Source organism: Thioalkalivibrio sp. ALM2T, from assembly GCF_000381505.1.
Classification (GTDB): domain Bacteria; phylum Pseudomonadota; class Gammaproteobacteria; order Ectothiorhodospirales; family Ectothiorhodospiraceae; genus Thioalkalivibrio; species Thioalkalivibrio versutus.
The window spans coordinates 272,318-291,628 of the sequence record NZ_KB906556.1; the positions used below are offsets into that span (position 1 = coordinate 272,318).

The following is a 19,311-nucleotide window of genomic DNA, read 5'->3' on the forward strand; positions in this document are numbered from 1 at the left end:
GAATCCGGCCTCAGGCCCCGCCAGTCGCGGCCGGCAGCACCCAGAGCGTCAGCGACAGCAGGATCGCCGTCAGGCTGACCCCGATCAGCGGCAACATCATCACGCCGGCCAGGGCCTCGCGCCGGAACAGGCGCACGGCCATGCCACCCAGGGTCAGCGCCCAGCCCAACGCGACGAAAAACGCCAGCGCGTTCAATTCGGCACGCCACAGCAGGATCAGGGCCACCGGGAGTCCAAGGTTGAGGATCACCACCCCCATCTCCTGGCTGCCCGCGGCACGTCCGGCGGACAGCGCATAGGCATACGCGGCCCAGACCATCAGCAGACCGAAGCCCAGGGCACCGGCGGCCGGCGAGCTAAGCGGCGCGCGCAGGATCGGCGCGCCGGCCGGCTCCAGCCCGACCCCAAGCGCCACGATCAGCAACGCCACCCCCAGGCTGATGGCCATCCAGAACAACAGGGTCCCGCGTTGCACATTGGGTTCGGTCATGTCTCCATCCTCGTCATGTCCTGTATCTCTACCTAGCTGACCGCCCGCGCGTCACAGCGTTCGCCGTGGCGGCCGTGTTCACCGCGCCAGTTGCCAGGCGACGGTCTCGCCCGCGCGCAGCGGCACCCCGGGATCATGCCCGAACAGCACCGCCTCCGGCACAGTCCACGGGGACCGCTCCAGCGTCAGGGTGTCGGTGTTGCGCGGCAGCTGGTAGAAATCGGCGCCAAAATGACTGGCAAAGCCCTCCAGCCGGTCCAGTGCATCCGCCGCGGCAAAGGCCTCCGCGTACAGCTCGATGGCCGCGTGCGCGGAATAGATACCCGCACAGCCACACGCCGACTCCTTCGCGTGGCGGGGATGCGGAGCGCTATCGGTCCCCAGGAAGAAGCGCGGGTGGCCACTGGTGGCCGCCTCGAGCAACGCCTTGCGGTGGCGTTCGCGCTTCAGGATCGGCAGGCAGAAGTGATGCGGCCGCATGCCGCCCGCGAACAGCGCATTGCGGTTATACAGCAGATGCTGAGGCGTGATCGTGGAGCCGACATTGGCCGGCCCGTCCTGGATGAACTGCACGGCCGACTCGGTGGTGATGTGTTCCAGCACCACCCGCAGCTCCGGAAAATCGCGGATCAGCGGCTCCAGGTGGCGCTCGATAAACACCGCCTCGCGATCGAAGATGTCCACGTCCGGATCGGTCACCTCGCCGTGAATCAGCAACGGCAGGTCCACCCGCTGCATCGCCTCGAACACCGGATAGCAGCGGCGGATATCGGTCACGCCACTGGCCGCATTGGTGGTGGCACCCGCGGGATAGAGCTTGACCCCGTGCACGAACCCGGAGGCCTTCGCCGCGTCGATCATGCCCGGTGTCGTGCCCTCGGTCAGGTACAGCGTCATCAGGGGCTCGAAGTCCGCCTCTTCCGGCAGCGCCGCCAGGATGCGGTCGCGGTACTCGGCGGCGGCCTCCACCGTCGTCACCGGCGGTTTCAGGTTGGGCATGATGATGGCGCGGCGGAAGCGGCGCGCCGTGTCCGGCAGTACCGTCGCCAGCACATCGCCATCGCGCAGGTGCAGGTGCCAGTCATCCGGTCGAGTCAGGGTCAGGCGGTTCATCCGTAGGTCCCTTATTGGGGGGGCGTCCGGAACGGGCCCCGTCACAGTCATGAGCAATCAGGATAACGCGCGGCGCAAGCCCGTCTCGGACCAGCCCTCTACCGCCACGGTATTGCGCCGCGAGTGCGCGCCGGCAACGACCCGAACAGCCGTCTTTGGACACCCCAATTCCGCCGCCAAAAGCACGATCACGGCGTCGTTTGCGCGTCCCTTTTCGGGCGGGGCCTGTACCGCCAACTTCAGGGTATCCCCCATCCAGGCGCCGACGGCGGTCCGCTTGCTGCCGGGCGCAACCTTCACCTTCAACAGGCCCAACACGCGTGTCAGTCAGCCGGGCGCGTCGCCATGTAGGCGCTGAAGACGCCGAGCTGGACATTCCGCTGCACGTCTTCGAAACCGACGGATCGCAGGGTTTCCATGATGTCGTCCGGGGGGACGCACTGATCGATGGTGTCCCAGAAATAGCGCATCAGCAGTTGCCCGTCCGGGTCGCGGGTGAGCACCTTGCCCACGAACGGCACGAAATCGCGGAAATAGAAGCGCGCCAGGCCAAACTGGAACTTCGTACGTGGCCGCGAGACCTCGAGGATGGTGCAGCGCCCGCCCGGCTTCAGCACGCGGAAGTACTCGCTGAACAACTCGTGCAGGTCGCGCACATGGCGAAGCCCATACCCCATGTACAGACGGTCGTACTGCTGGTCGCGCAAGGGCATCTGTTCGCCCAGGCTCTGCACGAACGTGGCATCCATCTTGGTTCGGGCCACATCCATCATGCCGCGGCTCGGGTCCACGCAGGTCAGGTGGTCATCGCCCACCACCTTGCGGATCTCCTCTGCAACCGGGCCGGTGCCGGTGGCCACGTCCAGCACCTCCATCCCGGCCTCGAGACCGGATTGTTTCAGGACAAACCGGCGATACGACTGCCCGGTGCCGAAGAAGCCGACCCGCAGGATTCGGTCGTAATACGGGGCAGTCCGGTCGAACAGGTCGTCGACGTAGGCGCGCCGGCTGGCTTCATCCCCGTAGTAGTCCTTCAGGACCGGGTGTGGCTTCTTGGTGGTTGGCTGCATTGCGTGTACTCCCCAGGCAAGGGACCGGCGCCACCGCAATTCGGCGGCCTGACCGGCCCGGCATCAATCCTTCATGGTGTCGCGAACGTCGCGGTCAGACGCTCCGAATAAAGTCCCTCGATCTCCACCAACAATTCCTCGCGGCAGATATCCCCGTGCAGCAACAGGTACGGCACATCGTGACCGAGGCGCGAGCGCAAATGACGTTCGACGGCCGATGCATCGGCGGCATGGCGCAGGTACACCTTGAGCAGCGACAGGTCGCGCGGCCTCTCCACCCGAACCGGGTGATCCGTGGCGGCCTGTTCCAGCAGGACACCGATATTGCGCAGGCTTTCGTCGATCTGCGCCTCGAGATCGCCAACATGCCGGCTTTCATGGCCGACAATACTGGCGGTGCCCGAGATGAACAGCTCGGCCGATTCCGGCCCCGACTGCCACAGACTGGCGCGGGCAAACGAAGGACTGCGCGGCCCGTACTGAAGCGGGTAGTGATACGCGCTGACCTGGCGCGGATTCTCGATACGCGCGGCCGCCTCGCGAGTGGCAATGAAATAGATCAGCAAGCCGTCGGAATGGGTGCCAATCGCCGTCGCCGCCGGCAGGATGTGTTCGTACTCCGGCAATGCCTCGAACACCCGCGCCCGCCCGCTACAGAAGCCACGATAGCGCTCCTGGCCGGCGACCGGGTCATTGATCGCGGGAAGGTAGTTCCACACCCGCACCAGGTGCTCGAAACCCAGCGAACGGCAGCCAGCCAGGATCTCGCGGTACGCGCGCTCGGTCAGCGGATCCGGGTCACCTGCGGCATCCAGCGGCTGAATCCAGCAACCGATCAGGCAATCCTTGTGGCGAAGGTAGCTCAGCGAGCCCTCCACCCCGGTCTCGCCCTCGGCGCCGTCCGGCAGCGACCAGCATTCCGCCCAGTCCGACTCGCCGCCCAGGGGCTCCAGCCCCACGCGGATCTCCAGACGCTCGGGCTTGCATTCCACAGCGCTCGCGCCGCCAAAGCGGATCACCACCGGCGCCGACGCGCATTCCGGCTGATCATCACGACAGTAGGTAACCGTCAGGGGGGCTTTTGCGGCAGATTCGCTCATTCCGGACGCCAGGGAGATCCATTCCAGCCAAAACAGCCGCGGAGTCTACCAATCTCCCACGATAGAAACACGGGTTCTCCCAACGACCTGCCCCATCCAGTCCCTTTGTCCGTTCCTCATTGAGGGCCGTCGACCGCCACGCCCGCATCGTGGAGGAACGCCCGAAGGCCCTCCGTGTAGTCGTCCCCCGTGGTCAGGAAGGCGTCGTTGTGGCCACCCTTCATCTCCAGCACTCGCGCATTCGTAGCGGCCGCCCGCAGGCGTTGGGCATGCTCGAATGGCACGATCTCGTCTTCGGCACTATGGGCCAGCAGGATCGGCGCGGAGATCGTGCCCACCCGACCCAGGGTGTCGTATTGGTGCCGCAGCAGCGCCCGCACCGGGAGCCAGGGGTAATGGCGCGCCCCCAGATCGCCAGCCGAGGTAAAGGCGGACTCCAGGATCACCGCAGCCGGCTCCACGCCCGTTGCCAGTTCCGCCGCAACCGCCGCCCCCAGCGAGCGGCCAAACAGCACGATCTCCTCTGGCGAAACCGAACGGTCCTCAATCAGGTAGTGCCAGGCGGCGCGGGCATCCGCATAGGTGCCGGCCTCGTCCGGGCGCCCTGCACTCCGCCCGTAGCCGCGGTAATCGATAATCAGCACGGCCAGTCCCAGTTCGTGGAACTGGCGTAGGGAATGCAACCGGTGGCCGATGTTTCCGGCATTGCCATGCAGGAAGAGCAACACGGGCGTGTCGCCCTCCGGGCCCGGCAGGAACCAGCCATGAATCCGCACCCCATCCTCGGTGACCAGCTCGACATCCTCGTAGTCCAGCCCGATGCGCTCCGGCGTGCTGCTCACCGTGCTGGACGGGAGATAGATCAGACGATCCTGAGTCACGAAGATCAGCGCGGTTACCAGGATATAGCCCAGCCCCACGAGCAGCAGGATCTTGAACAAGTTGGCCATATCCCGATCCTGATCCCGGTCACCCCCGTTCGCAAGCCTCTCGTCACCTTCTGCGCTCCCGTACAATAGGGCTCTCGCTCTGTTTCGACGATTGCCTTCATGCGCCATTCGCTGCTGACCAATACCGATCTGCAGGGGCTCGACCGCGACGCGTTGCTGCGCCATTTCGCGGGCAGCCAGCCCCTGGACGACGCCACCGGCCTGCAGCTGGCCGAGGCACTGGATCAAGCACTGGAGGCCGTCGATACCGCCGGGCTCGAATCCCACCCACTGGACGTGGCGGAGATCCTGCGCCATCTCAACGTCGACCGGCAGACGCTGATCGCGACCCTGCTGGTACCCGTGTATCTGGCGGACCTGCTCAAGCCGGCCGAGCTCGAGCAGCGCTTCGGTGCCGCGGTGGCCCGGCTCACCACCAACGTCGCGGCGCTGGTCCGCCGCCGCTTCGAGGCCCCGGCCGGGCGTCCGGAACAGGCCGAACGCCTGCGCCGCATGCTGATGGCCATGGTGGACGACGTGCGCGCCGTGCTGATCAAGCTGGCGTTCCGCGTCCAGCACCTGCGCCTGCTGGTCCGCGAGCCCGACGAGGGCGCCCGCATCCTCGCCCAGGAGACCCTCGACGTCATCGCACCGCTGGCCAACCGCCTCGGGGTGGGCCAGCTCAAATGGGAAATGGAAGACCTCGCCCTGCGCATTCTGGAACCGGAAACCTACCGCGACATCGCCGTCGGCCTCGAAGAAAACCGCACTGAAAGAGAAGCATACGTCGAGGAGTTCGCCCGCACACTGAAGACGCGCCTTCAAGCGGACGGCATCGAGGCCCGGGTCTTCGGCCGGCCGAAGCACATCTACAGCATCTGGAAGAAGATGCAGCGCAAGCGCACCTCGCTGTCCGAACTGTACGATCTGCGCGCCACCCGCGTGATCGTCGACCAGCTGGCCACCTGCTACACCGTGCTCGGCATCGTGCACAACGACTGGCGCCACCTGCCCAGCGAATTCGACGACTACATCGCTAACCCCAAGGACAACGGCTACCAGTCCTTGCACACGGCCGTGGTCGGACCGGAGGGCAAGGTCGTGGAGGTGCAGATCCGCACCCGCGAGATGGACGACTTCGCCGAGCTCGGGGTGGCCGCGCACTGGCGCTACAAGGAAGGCGGGCGCGAGGATCAGGCACTCAACCGTGCCATCAACAGCCTGCGGCAGCTACTGGAGGCCGCCGACAACAACGACCAGAACCTGCTCGACGAGATCCAGAGCGAACCGCTGCACCAGCGCGTGTTCGTGCTCACACCCCAGGGCGAAGTGCTGGACCTGTCCCAGGGCGCGACCCCGCTGGACTTCGCCTACGCCGTCCACACCGAGGTCGGCCACCGCTGCCGCGGCGCCAAGGTAGACGGCCATATCGTCCCGCTCACCTACAAGCTGAAGTCCGGCGAGCGGGTGGAGATCCTGACCACCCGCGAAGGCGGACCCAGCCGCGACTGGCTGAGCCCCGCGCTGGGCTATCTCAACACCGCCCGCGCGCGCTCCAAGGTCCGCACCTGGTTCCGTCAGCAGCACCAGGACGAACACCTGGCGACGGGCAAGCACCTGTTTGATCGCGAATGCCAGCGCCTCGGCTGCGGCCACAACCTCGACCGCAGCGCGCTGGCCGAGGCAATGAAGTACCCGACCTTCGACGAACTCCTGATTGCCCTGGGCGCGGGGGATGTCACCACCGCCCAGATCGCCGGACGCATTTCGCACCAGCTGCGCGACGCCCGACCTGGGGAAGAACCGGCCACCACCCCTGCGCCCCAGCGGCCGCGCCGCCACGAGGGCGAAGCCAAACCGGACGACATCCGAATCCGCGGCGTCGGCGGGCTGCTGACCACGCGCGCCCAGTGCTGCAATCCGCAGACCGGTGATCCGATCATCGGCTTCATTACCCGCGGCGCCGGCGTCTCCGTGCACCGCAGCGACTGCGTAAACATCCTGCACATGCCGGAAGACAAGCGCGGCCGCCTGATCCCCGTCTCCTGGGGCGAAGAGCCCGAACGCGAGGCGATCACCCTGGAGGTGGATGCCCACGACCGCCCCGGCCTGCTGGGCGAAGTCGGCAACGCCTTCTCCGAATGCGGCATCAACCTGCTGCGCGTAAACACCGAAACCAACCGCGAAGACCGCAGCGTGCGCATGGAACTGGAAGCCGAATTCAGCGACCTCGGCGAACTCAGCCACCTCTTCGACCGCCTCCAATCCCTCAGCAGCGTCCAAACCGTCCGCCGCCTACCCCAATCCACCTGACCCGTCCGACCGCCCCCCTGTCTGCCAGACCGCCCCGATCCCGGCAGCCCCCTCCCCGTCCCCGCCATCGTCCACACGAGCCCTACCCACCACCGTCATCCCGGCCGTAGCGAAGCGAAGAGCCGGGACCTCCACGGGCACCGCGAACGCACTCCGTGCCACCCCCCGTCATCCCGGCCGCAGCGCAGCGAAGCGCCGGGACCTCCACGGGCACCCCGAACGCACTCGGTGCCACCCCCCCGTCATCCCGGCCGTAGCGCAGCGAAGAGCCAGGATCTCCACGGGCACCCCGAACGCACTCGGTGCCACCCCCCCGTCATCCCGGCCGCAGCGCAGCGAAGAGCCGGGATCTCCACGGGCACCCCGAACGCACTCGGTGCCACCCCACCCGTCATCCCGGCCGTAGCGAAGCGAAGAGCCGGGATCTCCACGGGCACCCCCAAAGCACGCCGTGCCATCCCCAGGAGATCCCGGATAACCGCTCTGCGGTTTCCGGGATAACGGCGGGATGGATGTGGTTTACGGGATAACAACGTGAACGTCCGGACTCCGAAGCCGAAGCCGAAGCCGAAGCCGAAGCCGAAGCCGAAACATGGCAAACTTCAACGACTGGACTCGCAAGGACGCGAACCATGGAAAAGCAACCGGCCGTCTACATCTTGACGAACCGCCCCAGCGGTACGCTGTACACCGGCGTCACCAGCGACCTCGCGAAGCGAGTCGCTCAGCATCGCCAGAACCTCGTAGCCGGCTTCACCCGTCGCTACAACCTTCACCACCTGGTCTGGTTCGAACAACATACCGCCATGGACGAAGCCCTCCTCCGCGAGAAGCAGATCAAACGCTGGCGCCGCACCTGGAAGATCCACCTCATCGAAACCGAGAACCCGCACTGGACCGACCTCTACGACACCCTCTTCTGAACCCCAGCCACCGCAGGCCCCTACCGCAGCCTCGGCCGCCTACAAACCCACCTTCCCGAGCAATCTCACCCGCAACCTCGTCATCCCGGCCGCAGCGTAGCGGAGAGCCGGGATCTCCAGGGAGTGGCACGGCGTTGGTGGCTTCGGTTGGAGATCCCGGCTCTCCGCTACGCTACGCTACGGCCGGGATGACGGGGATGTGGATTGTCCGGGGGGGGGGATAACGAGACTGGCGTGCAACGGCCGGAGTGGAGTGGCAAGGCGGAGGGGGATCACCAAGGCGGAGACTGAGGATTCAAGCGCCAGTAGACCAGCAGTCAGTCCTCTGTCTTAGAGGACCCGAAGCCCATGGAGTTGCGCTGCGTCTTCTCGTATGCAGTGGCGCCACGGCGCCCCTCACGGAGCTCGCGTAGCCGGCGCGCGGCATCCGCACGACGCTCAGTCAGATCCTTCACGGTTGAATCGTAGAAGTCCGCCAATTCCTGAAGGGCCTCGCGCAGCGTAGCCCCGGTTTCGTCACGTAACGGCATACCGTGCTCGCCAAAGGCATGCTCGACCAGAGCGCGAGCTTGGCGGTCCAGCTCCTGCAGCTGCTCCCAGTCTTCCTCGGCCGCGGCCAGATCCATCTCCGCCCGGAGCGCCCCAAAGGCATCCTCCAGCGTAATCGCCTGGCCGTCTGCGGACACGGCAGTATGTTCACCCATCCCCACAGCCTCGCCCAACGGACACGCTAGAGTGCGTGAAAACGACCAACCTAGTTGGCCCGCGCAGTGCGCTGTTCCGGCGGGATCTCGTCCCAGCCGCCCTTGATCTCGCGCAGGAGTTTCGCCACTTCGTCGAGCGCTCCCGCATCGTTCTGGGCATTGGCTTCCAGCAGGCGGCGGCTCATGTATTCGTAGAGGGCATCCAGATTCCCGGACAGCTCGGGGCTGTGCTTGTGATCAAGCACGGCACGCAGCGACTCGACGATGTCGATTGCCTTGCCGATCTTTTCGCCCTTCAGGCCCACGTTACCCTGCTGCATCGCACCCTTGGCGACCGCGATGCGCTCCAGCGCACCCTCGAACAGCATCTGGATCAGCCGGTGCGGATCCGCCACCTGGGCCTCGGCCAGCGCGCCCGACTGTCGGTACTGGTTCACCGCTCGATTCATGCCCGGTCCGTACATGCGTTCTTCTCCGTTATCCGCTCGCCCAACCCCGGGCGATTATCGACGAGAGTTGTTTTGTGCCAGAGGCATATTCGCCAACTGCCCCATCAGAAAATCGCCCGTGCTTTGCATCTGCGCCACTGCGGAGTCCATCCGCGAGAATTGAGCGACCAGGCGCGCCTCCATCCGCTCCAGACGCACATCGAGACGCTCGCGTTGATCCTCAATGCGGTCAAGATCATTGCGCAGCCCGTCGGTGCGGGTGTTAATCAGACCTTCCGGCCCAATGAAGCTGTTGGCGACTTCCTGCATGCGCCCACCGATCTCGCGCACGACCTCCGAGACCTGCTCGAAGCCATCCTCCTCCATTGCACGGTCAAAGCGGGCACCGTCGAACGAGAGCGTTCCGTCGCGGTTCGAGACGATGCCAAGCTCGGCCAGTGTCTGCGCATTGGCATCCGGCACCTGGGCCGGGTTCATCAATGCATTACCCAGACGGCTGCGAATACCTCGGACCGTGCTGTCCCCGGTCAACACCGACCCTTCCTCGGAATCGGGATTGAACGAGGTGAGTTCGCGGGTCTGGCCCACCAGCGAGTTGTAGGATTCCACAAAGCCCTGCAAGGCCTCGCGCAACTGGTCCTGGTCCTCGCTGACAGAAACCGTCACCGGCGATTCGGACGTGCCGCGCAGTTCGATGCTCAAACCTTCGATCGTGTCATCGAGCGTATTCGTCGAACTGGTCACCGTCAGACCATTGATCACGGCAACGGCATCCCGAGCCTCCTGGGTCGTTTCCAGGTTGCCGCTGGCCAAACGCCCGAGACCATCATTGGCCGCCGCGGTATCCCCGTTCACGGCCACCGAGATCGTGTTCTCGGCCCCGGTCTCCGTCGCGTTCAGTACCAGACGCGCGCCACTACCATCATTGACGATGGAGGCGGTGACACCACCCCCGGCCTCATTGATCGCGTTGCGCACGTCTCGGAGGGTATCGCCCTCTTCCACGTCGATCGTAATGGCATTGCCACCACCAACGCTGATCTCCAGCTGCCCGGCGCCGACCTCTGCATCCGCATCATCGAACTGCCCGGCCGCCGTCGCAACGCTTTGCGCCTGCGCCAGCTGATCCACCTGAAGCGAGAAGTTCCCATTCGCCGCGGTGCCATCCGACGTCACACTGGCCACGCTGGAGTCCGACACCTCCGCGGACTGCGACAGCTCAAACCCCGCGAGCTGGCCCAGGCTCCCGCCCAACTGCTCAACGCTGTTGGTCAGGTTGCCGAACGCCGAGATCTGCGCCTCAATCCGCCCTTCGCGGCGATCAAAACGCTGCTCTTTCGGCACCCGTTCGGCGTTAATCAAATCGCCAACGATCTGATTCAGATCCAACCCCGAACCGACACCCAGTGAACTAATGGCCATGGTCGTTTTTCTCCTCGGCGTTCGACGTCTCGAACCCCTTGCACGTGCTTATACCCACTACTACGACAGCCTAGCCCAAATCTTGAGCCCAAAGCAGAAACATTTCACATCACACCACTTCGTCTCCACCCCGAAAATACGCTGCTGACCCGCATACCGTATGTTCCCCGCAAACCTTTCCCCCATACCACACCGCCCTCTCGTCCGCGCCGCCCCCCTTCATCATCCCGGCCGCACCACACTCCCTTCGTCATCCCGGCCGTAGCGAAGCGAAGAGCCGGGATCTCCAACCGAAGCCACCGACGCATCGCCATCCCCGGGAGATCCCGGATAACCGCTACGCGGTTTCCGGGATGACGATGGTTGGGGAATACTTCGGGACTTAGAGTGCAGCCATCCAGACCGCCACTCCCGAGGTGACCCAGCCGTCACCCCACCCCCTTACCTCGTCATCCCGGCCGCACAGCTCAGCGAAGCCCCCCAGACTGCCGTCATCCCGGCCGCAGCGAAGCGAAGAGCCGGGATCTCCAACCGAAGCCACCGACGCATCGCCAACCCCAGGAGATCCCGGATAACCGCTGCGCGGTTTCCGGGATGACAACGTTGGAGTAGGGAAGCGCCAAAAGGCGTGCCGATGCACGTCATGCTCGGCTTTCACAAGGGGCCAACGCGAACCTCCATACCCAGAACACAAAAAAAGCCGGACCCGTAACCGGACCCGGCTTCAAAACTACGATACACGAAGGCTCCAGCCGTCAGGCCTTGTCCGCCAGCCCCGTCCCGCCGAGCTCCTGCTCGGTCTGAAACTGCTCCACCAGAGCCAGCACGGCCTCTGGCGGGATCTGGCGGATCACCTCTTCGCGTTCTCCGTCCATCACCGTAATCACCGTGCGGCCGCTGCTGTCGTCCACGCTGAACTCCAACGCCCGCTTCGTGGATTGCAGATAGGAATTAATCGACTCGACCACCTGATTGACCTCGTCCATGTCCATGGCCTCGATCGCCGGTCCGGTGGAACCAGGAGCCGTTGATTCCTGCGTACTGTCGGAACGAGCCACGGCCTCCGGCCGCCCCTCGCCACGAACAAGACCCGCGCCGGGACCGGGAGCCTTAGCCCCCTCGCCCCCGCGCGGGCTCACTGCAACCAGCGGTGATGTGATATTACCGATTCCATCACTCATATCGCTGTCCTCTTCAGAAGGGGTGGACCGCACAGTCGCCGTCCACCCTCAACCAGAGCCCGAGTGATCGAGCTTACTGCAGCAGGGCCAGCACGTTCTGCGGAACGGCGTTAGCCTGCGACAGCACCGAGGTACCCGCCTGCTGCAGTACCTGGGCGCGGGTCAGTTCGGCCGTTTCGGAGGCAAAGTCCGCATCCTGGATCCGCGAACGGGCGGCCGACAGGTTCTCCGAAGAGATCTCAAGGTTCGAGATAGTGTTCTCGAACCGAACCTGAACTGCACCCAGCTCCGCTCGAATACCACTAACTTGTTGTAGCGCAAAGTCTAGCGTCCTCAAGGCTTCCGTCGACGATTCGCGTGTCAGCACATTCACGCCTGCAGCGGTGCGATTTTCTTGCGTGACATCAAAAGCATCATTCCCGTCAACTCCATCGAACGTTCCTGCAATCGAGAAGTCATCATCCTGGATTTCCGACGCGAGGACGATGCCCGCGTAAAAGTCCTGGCCCTCCGCGTCTACGTCCTGACCCGAAAAGAGATCAGACACGTCGGCGCCACCATCGGCCTGACCGACACTGATGGTTTCGCCAGTATTGTTACTCAAAGTCAACGTGGCGTTGTCTCCACCGGCCTCAACACCAGTCTGAGTACTAACTTCGTTGATTGCTTGCCGGAGGTTGGCCGCAGTAGCATCCGCGTCAGCACCGGCCGCATAGGTGATCGTGACGTCATTAAGAGTAAACGAATACTCGTCGTTTTCAGTGCCGGCCGCCACCGTAAGATCACCCGAACTAACCGAGTCGCCGGTAAATGCCTGAATGCTCGTACGACCCTGCTGCGCGTTAATCGCTGCAACCAACTGACTAGCAGTTGCCCCTTCTTCAAGGCCGGCACCATCTTCCCCAAGATCAATCGATCGCCCATTGACAACAAGATCATTTGCTGTAATCAGGCTATCCAAAGAATCTTGGGTAAAAGAGGTTCCCTCGGCTACACGTGCGCCCAATTGGTTCGATCGTGCATCTACCCCATCCACGCTGATTGACTGTCCAGAGTTGGCCCCCACTTGGAAAACCAGATCCTCTAGGCTTCCGTCCAGAATATTCTGACCATTGAATTCGGTGCTCCGGGCCACGCGATTGACTTCCGCCAACAACTGCTGAACTTCGTTGTTAAGTGCCTGACGGTCAGACGCTGAATTGGAATCGTTCGCTGATTGCACTGCAAGTTCACGAACTCGCTGTAGTGCGTCCCCAACGGTACCAAGTGCCCCTTCGGCCGTCTGCGAGAACGAGATACCGTCGTTCGCGTTACGCACGGCCTGGTTCAGACCGCGAATCTGCGTGGTGAAACGTTCGGAAATGGCCAAACCGGCCGCGTCGTCCTTGGCGCTGTTGATACGCAGGCCCGAGGACAGACGTTCCAGGCTCTGGGCCAGCGCGCCCTGCGAGTTGTTCAGGTTGCGCTGCGCGTTCAGGGAAAGAACGTTGGTGTTAATTACTTGGGACATGATCGCTCTCCTGTAAGAGTCTTGCGTCACCGCCTCGGGCGGTTCTGGTGAACGGGTTGATCCCCGCTCTCAGAAGCCTTAACGACCCTCACCCAGGAACCTTTAGCCCTGCATCGAAATTTTTTTCGACCGGCGGCAATTTCTTGCCGCCCCCAGTTCCTCCGGCCGCGAAACCGTAACGCCCCGCACCGATGCCCAGCCATCATCCGGACCGCACTCCGCTCACCATGGCCTTCTCGGTCATCCCGGCCGCAGCCCCTGTCCGTCATCCCGGCCGTAGCGAAGCGAAGAGCCGGGATCTCCCCACGCGCGAACACCCCGACGTCTGCGCCACATTCAGCGGCGGAGACCCCGGATAACCGCTGCGCGGTTTCCAGGATGACTCGGGTGGCAGGATTGTACGGAAACGAGGGCCGCGACCCGGCCGCTCAAGGGTGGCGATTGCATCCCATCATTGCGAGGAGCCGCAGGCGACGTGGCAATCAGCTGGCAGGGCGCAAAGCGTTTTAATCCAGCACTCTGCTTGTCCCGAGCGATTGCTTCGTCGCTGCGCTCCTCGCAATGACAGACGTGGTGGATTCGCGGCTGGTTCGCGGGCTGACGGTGGTGGAGGTCGGAGGTGAGACGGTTCGGGTATATGCTCCAGGGCCTTGATATACTTGAGCGATGCGCCTGACCGACGAACAACAGACGATCATCCGCGAGGAAGTGGCCCGTGCATTCGGGCCGGATGCGCGCGTGAAGCTGTTCGGCTCGCGCGTGGACGATGCCGCGCGTGGTGGTGACATCGACCTCTACATCGAGGCGGACGGCACGCCGGATGAACTACTGGACCAGGAACTCCGCCTGTACGTGGCACTGCAACGCCAACTGGGGGAACGCCGTGTGGATATCGTCGTGCATCCTCGCGGGGCGCCGCACCGCCCCATTGATACGCATGCCGACCGCACGGGCGTCGCCCTGTGACCGCCGCAACGCCACAGCAACGACTCGCCCGGCTCATTGATCTGGTTGATCGCGAGGATGAGCACCTGCTCGCCGTACGCGAACGCCTGCTGGAAGGCGATTGCACGGTGGATTCCAAACGCGTTCAGGGCATCCTTTCTACGGACACAGGGGTTGATCGCCTGGAGTCCTTCGGTGCGAAGTTCGGCCGTATGCAGGAGACCATCATGGACAAGCTCGTCCCCGCGTTTCTTGCCTGCGCCGGGGAAAACACGGGGCCGGCCATCGACAACCTGTCACGTCTGGAGAAGTTCGCCCTCATCCAGGACGCCGACGCCTGGCTGCAAATGCGCCAGCTGCGCAACCGCCTGGTCCATGAATACATGGAGAGGCCCGCCGATCTGGCCCCGGCCCTCCAGCGCGCCTGCCGCTTCACCGACCAAATGCACGCCGACTACCACGCGTTGCGCACGTACGCGCAGGACCACCTGAAGATCGGACCCGCCAGCCTTTAACCTCTCAAAGCCGCTGGCTATCCCTTGCATCATCCCGGCCGTAGCGCTCCCCTTGCCGTCATTCCGGCCGTAGCGGAGCGGAGAGCCGGGATCTCCACACGCGGGAACGGCCCAATGTCAGTGCCAGCTCCAAAGAAGGAGATCCCGGATAACCGCTGCGCGGTTTCCGGGATGACGAGGGCTGGGTAGTTAACCCGAGGGTTTGGTGGTCATTACAAACGTGCGTGTATCCATCCAGCCCACATCCCCTGGCCATTGTCCCAGCGGGCTACTCCCTCCCCGTCACCCCGGCCGCAGCGCTCCTCTCCCCGTCATCCCGGCCGTAGCGGAGCGGAGAGCCGGGATCTCCACACGTGTGAACACCCCGACGCTTGTGCCGGCTCCAACGACGGAGATCCCGGATAACCGCTTCGCGGTTTCCGGGATGACAAGGGCTGGGTGGTTAACCCGAGGGTTTGGTGGTCATTGCAAACGTGCGTGTATCCATCCAGCCCACATCCCCTGGCCTTTGTCCCAGCGGGCTACTCCCTCCCCGTCACCCCGGCCGCAGCGCTCCGGAGAGCCGGGATCTCCACACGTGTGAACACCCCGACGCTTGTGCCGGCTCCAACGACGGAGATCCCGGATAACCGCTGCGCGGTTTCCGGGATGACAGGTTATGGGTATTGGGGGAGCTGCAGGCAGAACGACAGGCACGACATATTCCACGGCTGGCGCGGACTAGAGCAGCCAGGTGGTGCCGATGCGGTGTTCGGGTGTGGCACCGGGGATCAGGTCCATCAGGAGCCAGCCGAATATCAGGGTGATGAAGGCGCCGCAGAAGATGGTGGCCACGAACAGGCCGATGCGGTTACCGCGGCGCAGCCCGATGATCTCGCGCAGGGACCAGTAGAGCAGCCAGAGGGAATAGAGGATCAGCAGCAACGCGATGCCGTTGCCCCAGGGCCAGGGGAACGCTGCGACCACCTTGCCGACCCAGGCGGGTAACAGCCCGACCGTGACGGCGAGCATCGCACGGTCCGGGTGCGAGTAGCCCTGGAACAGCTCGGTCAGGTAATGCGCGGACCAGGCCATCCCCAGCACCCCGATGCTCATCGCCAGCACGCTGTAGACACCAAAGCCCCAGGCATCGGGCATGGCCTCCGGCGGGAGGCCGGTCGGGATCAGCTGGTAAAGCCACTGACTCACGATCACGCTCGCCAGCAGCACCGGCAGCGCAAGCCCCAGAAACGTCTGCCACCACGGTGGGGCCGGCTCGATTGCTTGCGCATCGCGCACGGCCCTCAGGGGGTTCACGAGGGTGCGCAAGGTCATGCGGGCGGGATTGAGTCTCACGGGAACGGTCATGGCCAAAGTATGTGGCAATTACGTGACTATTCGATGACAGCTTTTACGAACTTCGAACATGCATCCTCTGGTCCTGAACGCGGAGACGCTGCATTGGCTCGATTGACGATTCGTTTGCCGGACGCCAAATAAGAACGGCTTAGGGCGCCGGCACGCGAACGGGGGACTAGCGTGAGCCGCCTTGTCGCCGAGATGGCCACGTTGATGATTGCGGAGCACGATGCGAAGACCCGGTTCCGGGTGCGCGCCCAGCGTGGCCAGGGTTGGGAAAAGGGGCGGGAACAGGAAGGTCTGGCGCTGCTGGACAAGGCGACGGGGACCGCCTCACCTGATTGAGAGGCATCTCCCTAATGCAGGGCGAGCACGAGCGCCATGGCGGTAATCGCCACCAGTTCCACCAGCTCCAGGGTGGCGCCAGCGGTATCGCCGGTAAAGCCGCCGAGCCAGCGACGCAGGAAGGCGGCGATGGCGAACACCAAGGCCAGCGCAACGGCCAGGCCGAGGATGAGGCCCCAGAGGCCAGTGATCAGTGCCATCAGGAGGATCAGCACGCCGGTGGCCACCAGCACCATCTGGGCAGGGCTGCGCGGCAGGTGTGCGGCCATCTCGGCACCCAGGCCCTGCTCCCTCACATAGGGCACCAGCAGAAACAGCCCGGTGAGCGCCGCGCGCCCCAGCACGATGGCGACCAGCAACGCGATCCAGGCACCCGTCTCCACCACGGTTACCAGGGCTGCGAACTTGATCAGCAGTACCAGGACTAGCGCTGCCACCGCCATCGGACCACTGGCCGGGTCCTTCATGATGGCCTGGGCGCGTTCCGGGTCCTGATGGCTGCCGACCCAGGCATCCACCGTGTCCGCCAGGCCGTCCAGGTGCAGCGCCCCGGTCAGGCCGACCCAGACGGTCAACACCAGTGCCGCGACCAGCAGCGGTGGCGCGCCCGGAATGGAGGACAGCGCGATTCCGACGAACACCACGATCAGGCCCAGGACCAGCCCCACCAGGGGATACGCGAGCACCGAACGGCCCAGGTCCTCGGGGCGCGGTTCCAGTTCCGGCGTGGGCAGCCGTGTGAGGAACTGGAGGGCCAGCCACAGGGGTGTCATTACAGAGATCATGCTGGTGCCCGTTCGGATTTTGCCTTCATGTGTTCGCGGCCCGGGCCGCTTCCACCGCGGAGTACCTCACCCGAATCCTCTGCCCTGCCGTAGGAGCGTGCTTGCACGCGAAGCCCCTGCCCGCGCCGGTCTCTGGCAGGGGCTTCGCGTGCAAGCACGCTCCTACAAGACCTCCCGCAAGGGCCAGGACGAGGGTTGTCACTGGGTCCTGGTGCATTGCGGGATGGAACATCATCAGTAGGGCTCCCATGGCTCGACAATATGCAGGGAGGCGAGCGGGACGTCGATCCCGAGCAGCTTCTCCAGCGGCCAGCCCTCCTGCAGGGCACGGATCAGGCGGATGACGCCGCCGTGGGCGATCACGAGTACCCGCTCGCCTTCGCTCGGCGCCAGGTCGTTCCAGCCGGCGACGACGCGGTCGCGAAACTCCTGGAGCGACTCGCCGACGGGCGGCGGGTGATTCAGCGGGTCCTGCCAGAAACGGCCCAGTGCATCAGCGTCCGTCTCCATCAGCGCCGCCGCCGTGCGGCCTTCCCAGGCGCCAAAGTCGAGTTCGGCGAGACGGTCGTCGACGGCGAGCGGTACACCGGCCTCTTCCGCAAACGCCTGTGCCGGGGCGTGGCAACGCATCAGCGGCGAGCAGACAATGCGGTCCCAGTCGCTACCCCCGGTCAGAGCATCGCGCATCGCGGTCCACCCAGCCTCGGTCAGCGGGACATCGCTGCCTCGGCCGCAAAAGCCCTGGCCGGTGGTCTCGCCGTGGCGCAGCAGACCCATGCGCGTGGGCCCGGCGCTCAAGTACCCTCTCCACTAACACCCGCCTCGGAGAAGGTGGCCATGCCGGAGTGCAGTTCGCAGGCCAGGCGCAACAGGGGCACGGCCGTGGCCGCCCCGCTCCCCTCACCCAGGCGCATGCCGAGATCGAGCAGGGGCTCGGCCTCCAGTGCCGCCAACAGGCGCTGGTGACCCGGCTCCGCCGAGGTATGTGCATAGAAGAACCAGTCCGCCGTGCCTGGGCACAGGCGCTCGGCCACCAGCGCCGCCGAGGTGCTGATGAAGCCGTCCACCAGCACCGGCAGGCCGATCTGGGCCGCGGCGATATACGCCCCGGCGAGCCCCGCAATCTCGAAGCCGCCGAGGCAGCGCAGGCTGCCGAGGGCGTCGCCCCGCACGGCCGCATGGGTCTGTAGCGCCTGTTCGATGACCTCGGCCTTGTGGCGGACGCCATTTGCGTCCAGCCCTGTGCCGGGCCCGGCCAAATCGACGGGCGGCAGGGCCAGTAGCGAACAGGCGAGTGCCGCGGCAGCGGTCGTGTTACCGATTCCCATCTCGCCGCCGATGAATATCTGCGCCCCACCCCGCCGCGCCCGTTCCGCGCACTGGCGGCCGGCGTTCAGGGCGCGTTCCAGCTGGGCCGGCGTCATGGCCGGTTCGCGTGCGAGGTTCGCGGTGCCGGCGCCCAGGTTCAGTTGCTGCACACCGCTAACGGCGGGCGGCTCCGCGACCGTGCCCAGGTTGATCACCTCGATGGAGGCGCCCAGGTGCCTCGCGAGCACGGAGATTGCCGCCCCGCCCGTGGCGAAGTTCGCGACCATCTGGGCGGTCACGGCCTGCGGAAAGCGCGAGATGCCCTCAGCCACCACGCCGTGATCGCCGGCGAACACCGCGATGTGCACCTTCTCCAGGCTGGGCTTTTCCACGCCCTGCATGCCGGCCAGGCGTTCGGCGATCGCCTCCAGTTGCCCGAGCGACCCGGGCGGCTTGGTCAGCTGGGCCTGCCGCTCCGCGGCGGCCTGGCCTGCCTCTGCATTCAGGGGCGCCGGTGGCACCTGCAGCCAGTCACAGTCTTCGGTCACTTCTTGATCCTCGTTTGTCTCTCGTGCGTGCTCTGCCACTGCCCGTCATCCCGGCCCATGACTCCTCGCCATCCCGACCGGCTACTTCCCGTCATCCCGGCCGCAGCGAAACGGAGAGCCGGGATCTCCCACGCCGGGGATACCCCCCGACGTCCGTGCCACCTTCCAACGATGGAGATCCCGGATAACCGCTGCGCGGTTTCCGGGATGACGACGTTAGGGGAAACATCCGACTGCCTGGCACACCAATCATGGCCGCCTGCCCATCTGAAATCCCAGCCAATCACTTCTCGTCATCCCGGCCGTAGCGAAGCGGAGAGCCG

20 protein-coding genes are annotated in these 19,311 nt (G+C 64.9%); 5 read left to right on the top strand and 15 right to left on the bottom strand.

Annotated features, from left to right (window positions below; genetic code table 11):
- Positions 1-10: 10 nt before the first annotated feature.
- From F816_RS0101215 to F816_RS0101240, 6 genes are all read right to left on the bottom strand, one after another.
- On the bottom strand, positions 11-490 hold the full coding sequence (locus tag F816_RS0101215) for a hypothetical protein (RefSeq protein WP_018169820.1): 480 nt from the start codon (positions 488-490) through the stop codon (positions 11-13).
- 78 nt (positions 491-568) lie between these two features.
- Positions 569-1,603, bottom strand: coding sequence for a dihydroorotase (gene pyrC / locus F816_RS0101220; RefSeq protein WP_019593190.1), 1,035 nt, complete (start codon positions 1,601-1,603; stop codon positions 569-571).
- 57 nt (positions 1,604-1,660) lie between these two features.
- Complete coding sequence (locus tag F816_RS0101225) at positions 1,661-1,918, bottom strand: DUF167 domain-containing protein (protein WP_019593191.1); 258 nt, start codon at positions 1,916-1,918, stop codon at positions 1,661-1,663.
- A gap of 8 nt (positions 1,919-1,926) precedes the next feature.
- Positions 1,927-2,673 (bottom strand): class I SAM-dependent methyltransferase, encoded by a 747-nt coding sequence (locus F816_RS0101230; protein ID WP_019593192.1) that lies wholly within the window; start codon positions 2,671-2,673, stop codon positions 1,927-1,929.
- Between the two features lie 71 nt (positions 2,674-2,744).
- Entirely contained in the window at positions 2,745-3,773 is a 1,029-nt protein-coding gene (locus F816_RS0101235) for a hypothetical protein (RefSeq protein ID WP_019593193.1), read from the bottom strand.
- Between the two features lie 116 nt (positions 3,774-3,889).
- Entirely contained in the window at positions 3,890-4,723 is an 834-nt protein-coding gene (locus F816_RS0101240; RefSeq protein WP_019593194.1) for an alpha/beta hydrolase, read from the bottom strand.
- A 99-nt stretch (positions 4,724-4,822) separates the two neighbouring features.
- Here F816_RS0101240 and F816_RS0101245 point away from each other — a divergent pair, with 99 nt between their 5' ends.
- Complete coding sequence (locus F816_RS0101245) at positions 4,823-7,015, top strand: bifunctional (p)ppGpp synthetase/guanosine-3',5'-bis(diphosphate) 3'-pyrophosphohydrolase (protein WP_019593195.1); 2,193 nt, start codon at positions 4,823-4,825, stop codon at positions 7,013-7,015.
- Between the two features lie 632 nt (positions 7,016-7,647).
- Positions 7,648-7,938, top strand: a complete 291-nt coding sequence (locus F816_RS0101250) for a GIY-YIG nuclease family protein (protein WP_019593196.1) — start codon at positions 7,648-7,650, stop codon at positions 7,936-7,938.
- Positions 7,939-8,255: 317 nt separating this feature from the next.
- Here the strand turns inward: F816_RS0101250 and fliT are convergent, their stop codons facing one another.
- From fliT to F816_RS0101275, 5 genes are all read right to left on the bottom strand, one after another.
- Entirely contained in the window at positions 8,256-8,642 is a 387-nt protein-coding gene (fliT, locus tag F816_RS0101255; RefSeq protein WP_019593197.1) for a flagellar protein FliT, read from the bottom strand.
- 50 nt (positions 8,643-8,692) lie between these two features.
- Positions 8,693-9,106: a flagellar export chaperone FliS gene (gene fliS / locus F816_RS0101260; RefSeq protein WP_019593198.1), complete on the bottom strand. Its 414-nt coding sequence runs from the start codon at positions 9,104-9,106 to the stop codon at positions 8,693-8,695.
- 39 nt (positions 9,107-9,145) lie between these two features.
- On the bottom strand, positions 9,146-10,513 hold the full coding sequence (fliD, locus tag F816_RS0101265) for a flagellar filament capping protein FliD (protein WP_019593199.1): 1,368 nt from the start codon (positions 10,511-10,513) through the stop codon (positions 9,146-9,148).
- 755 nt (positions 10,514-11,268) lie between these two features.
- Positions 11,269-11,694 carry a flagellar protein FlaG gene (locus F816_RS15095; RefSeq protein WP_255349499.1) on the bottom strand — a complete coding sequence of 142 codons (426 nt, stop codon included), beginning with the start codon at positions 11,692-11,694 and terminating at the stop codon, positions 11,269-11,271.
- A gap of 73 nt (positions 11,695-11,767) precedes the next feature.
- Positions 11,768-13,204: a flagellin gene (locus tag F816_RS0101275; RefSeq protein ID WP_019593200.1), complete on the bottom strand. Its 1,437-nt coding sequence runs from the start codon at positions 13,202-13,204 to the stop codon at positions 11,768-11,770.
- Between the two features lie 666 nt (positions 13,205-13,870).
- Between F816_RS0101275 and F816_RS0101280 the strand changes: the two genes are divergently transcribed.
- On the top strand, positions 13,871-14,170 hold the full coding sequence (locus F816_RS0101280) for a nucleotidyltransferase domain-containing protein (protein WP_019593201.1): 300 nt from the start codon (positions 13,871-13,873) through the stop codon (positions 14,168-14,170).
- A complete protein-coding gene (locus F816_RS0101285) occupies positions 14,167-14,664 on the top strand; it encodes a hypothetical protein (protein ID WP_019593202.1) in 498 nt (165 codons plus the stop codon). The genes F816_RS0101280 and F816_RS0101285 overlap by 4 nt, the downstream gene beginning before the upstream one ends.
- Positions 14,665-15,384: 720 nt before the next feature.
- Here F816_RS0101285 and F816_RS0101290 read toward each other — a convergent pair.
- Positions 15,385-16,011, bottom strand: coding sequence for a YIP1 family protein (locus F816_RS0101290; RefSeq protein ID WP_026333081.1), 627 nt, complete (start codon positions 16,009-16,011; stop codon positions 15,385-15,387).
- Positions 16,012-16,182: 171 nt separating this feature from the next.
- Here F816_RS0101290 and F816_RS14810 point away from each other — a divergent pair, with 171 nt between their 5' ends.
- Positions 16,183-16,347, top strand: coding sequence for a hypothetical protein (locus F816_RS14810; RefSeq protein WP_019593204.1), 165 nt, complete (start codon positions 16,183-16,185; stop codon positions 16,345-16,347).
- Positions 16,348-16,358: 11 nt separating this feature from the next.
- Here the strand turns inward: F816_RS14810 and F816_RS0101300 are convergent, their stop codons facing one another.
- The 3 genes from F816_RS0101300 to cobT form a co-directional block, all read right to left on the bottom strand.
- On the bottom strand, positions 16,359-17,132 hold the full coding sequence (locus tag F816_RS0101300) for an adenosylcobinamide-GDP ribazoletransferase (protein WP_026333082.1): 774 nt from the start codon (positions 17,130-17,132) through the stop codon (positions 16,359-16,361).
- Between the two features lie 234 nt (positions 17,133-17,366).
- A complete protein-coding gene (locus F816_RS0101310; RefSeq protein ID WP_026333083.1) occupies positions 17,367-17,930 on the bottom strand; it encodes a histidine phosphatase family protein in 564 nt (187 codons plus the stop codon).
- Complete coding sequence (cobT, locus tag F816_RS0101315) at positions 17,927-18,988, bottom strand: nicotinate-nucleotide--dimethylbenzimidazole phosphoribosyltransferase (RefSeq protein WP_019593208.1); 1,062 nt, start codon at positions 18,986-18,988, stop codon at positions 17,927-17,929. Before cobT ends, F816_RS0101310 begins: the two co-directional genes overlap by 4 nt.
- Positions 18,989-19,311: the final 323 nt, after the last annotated feature.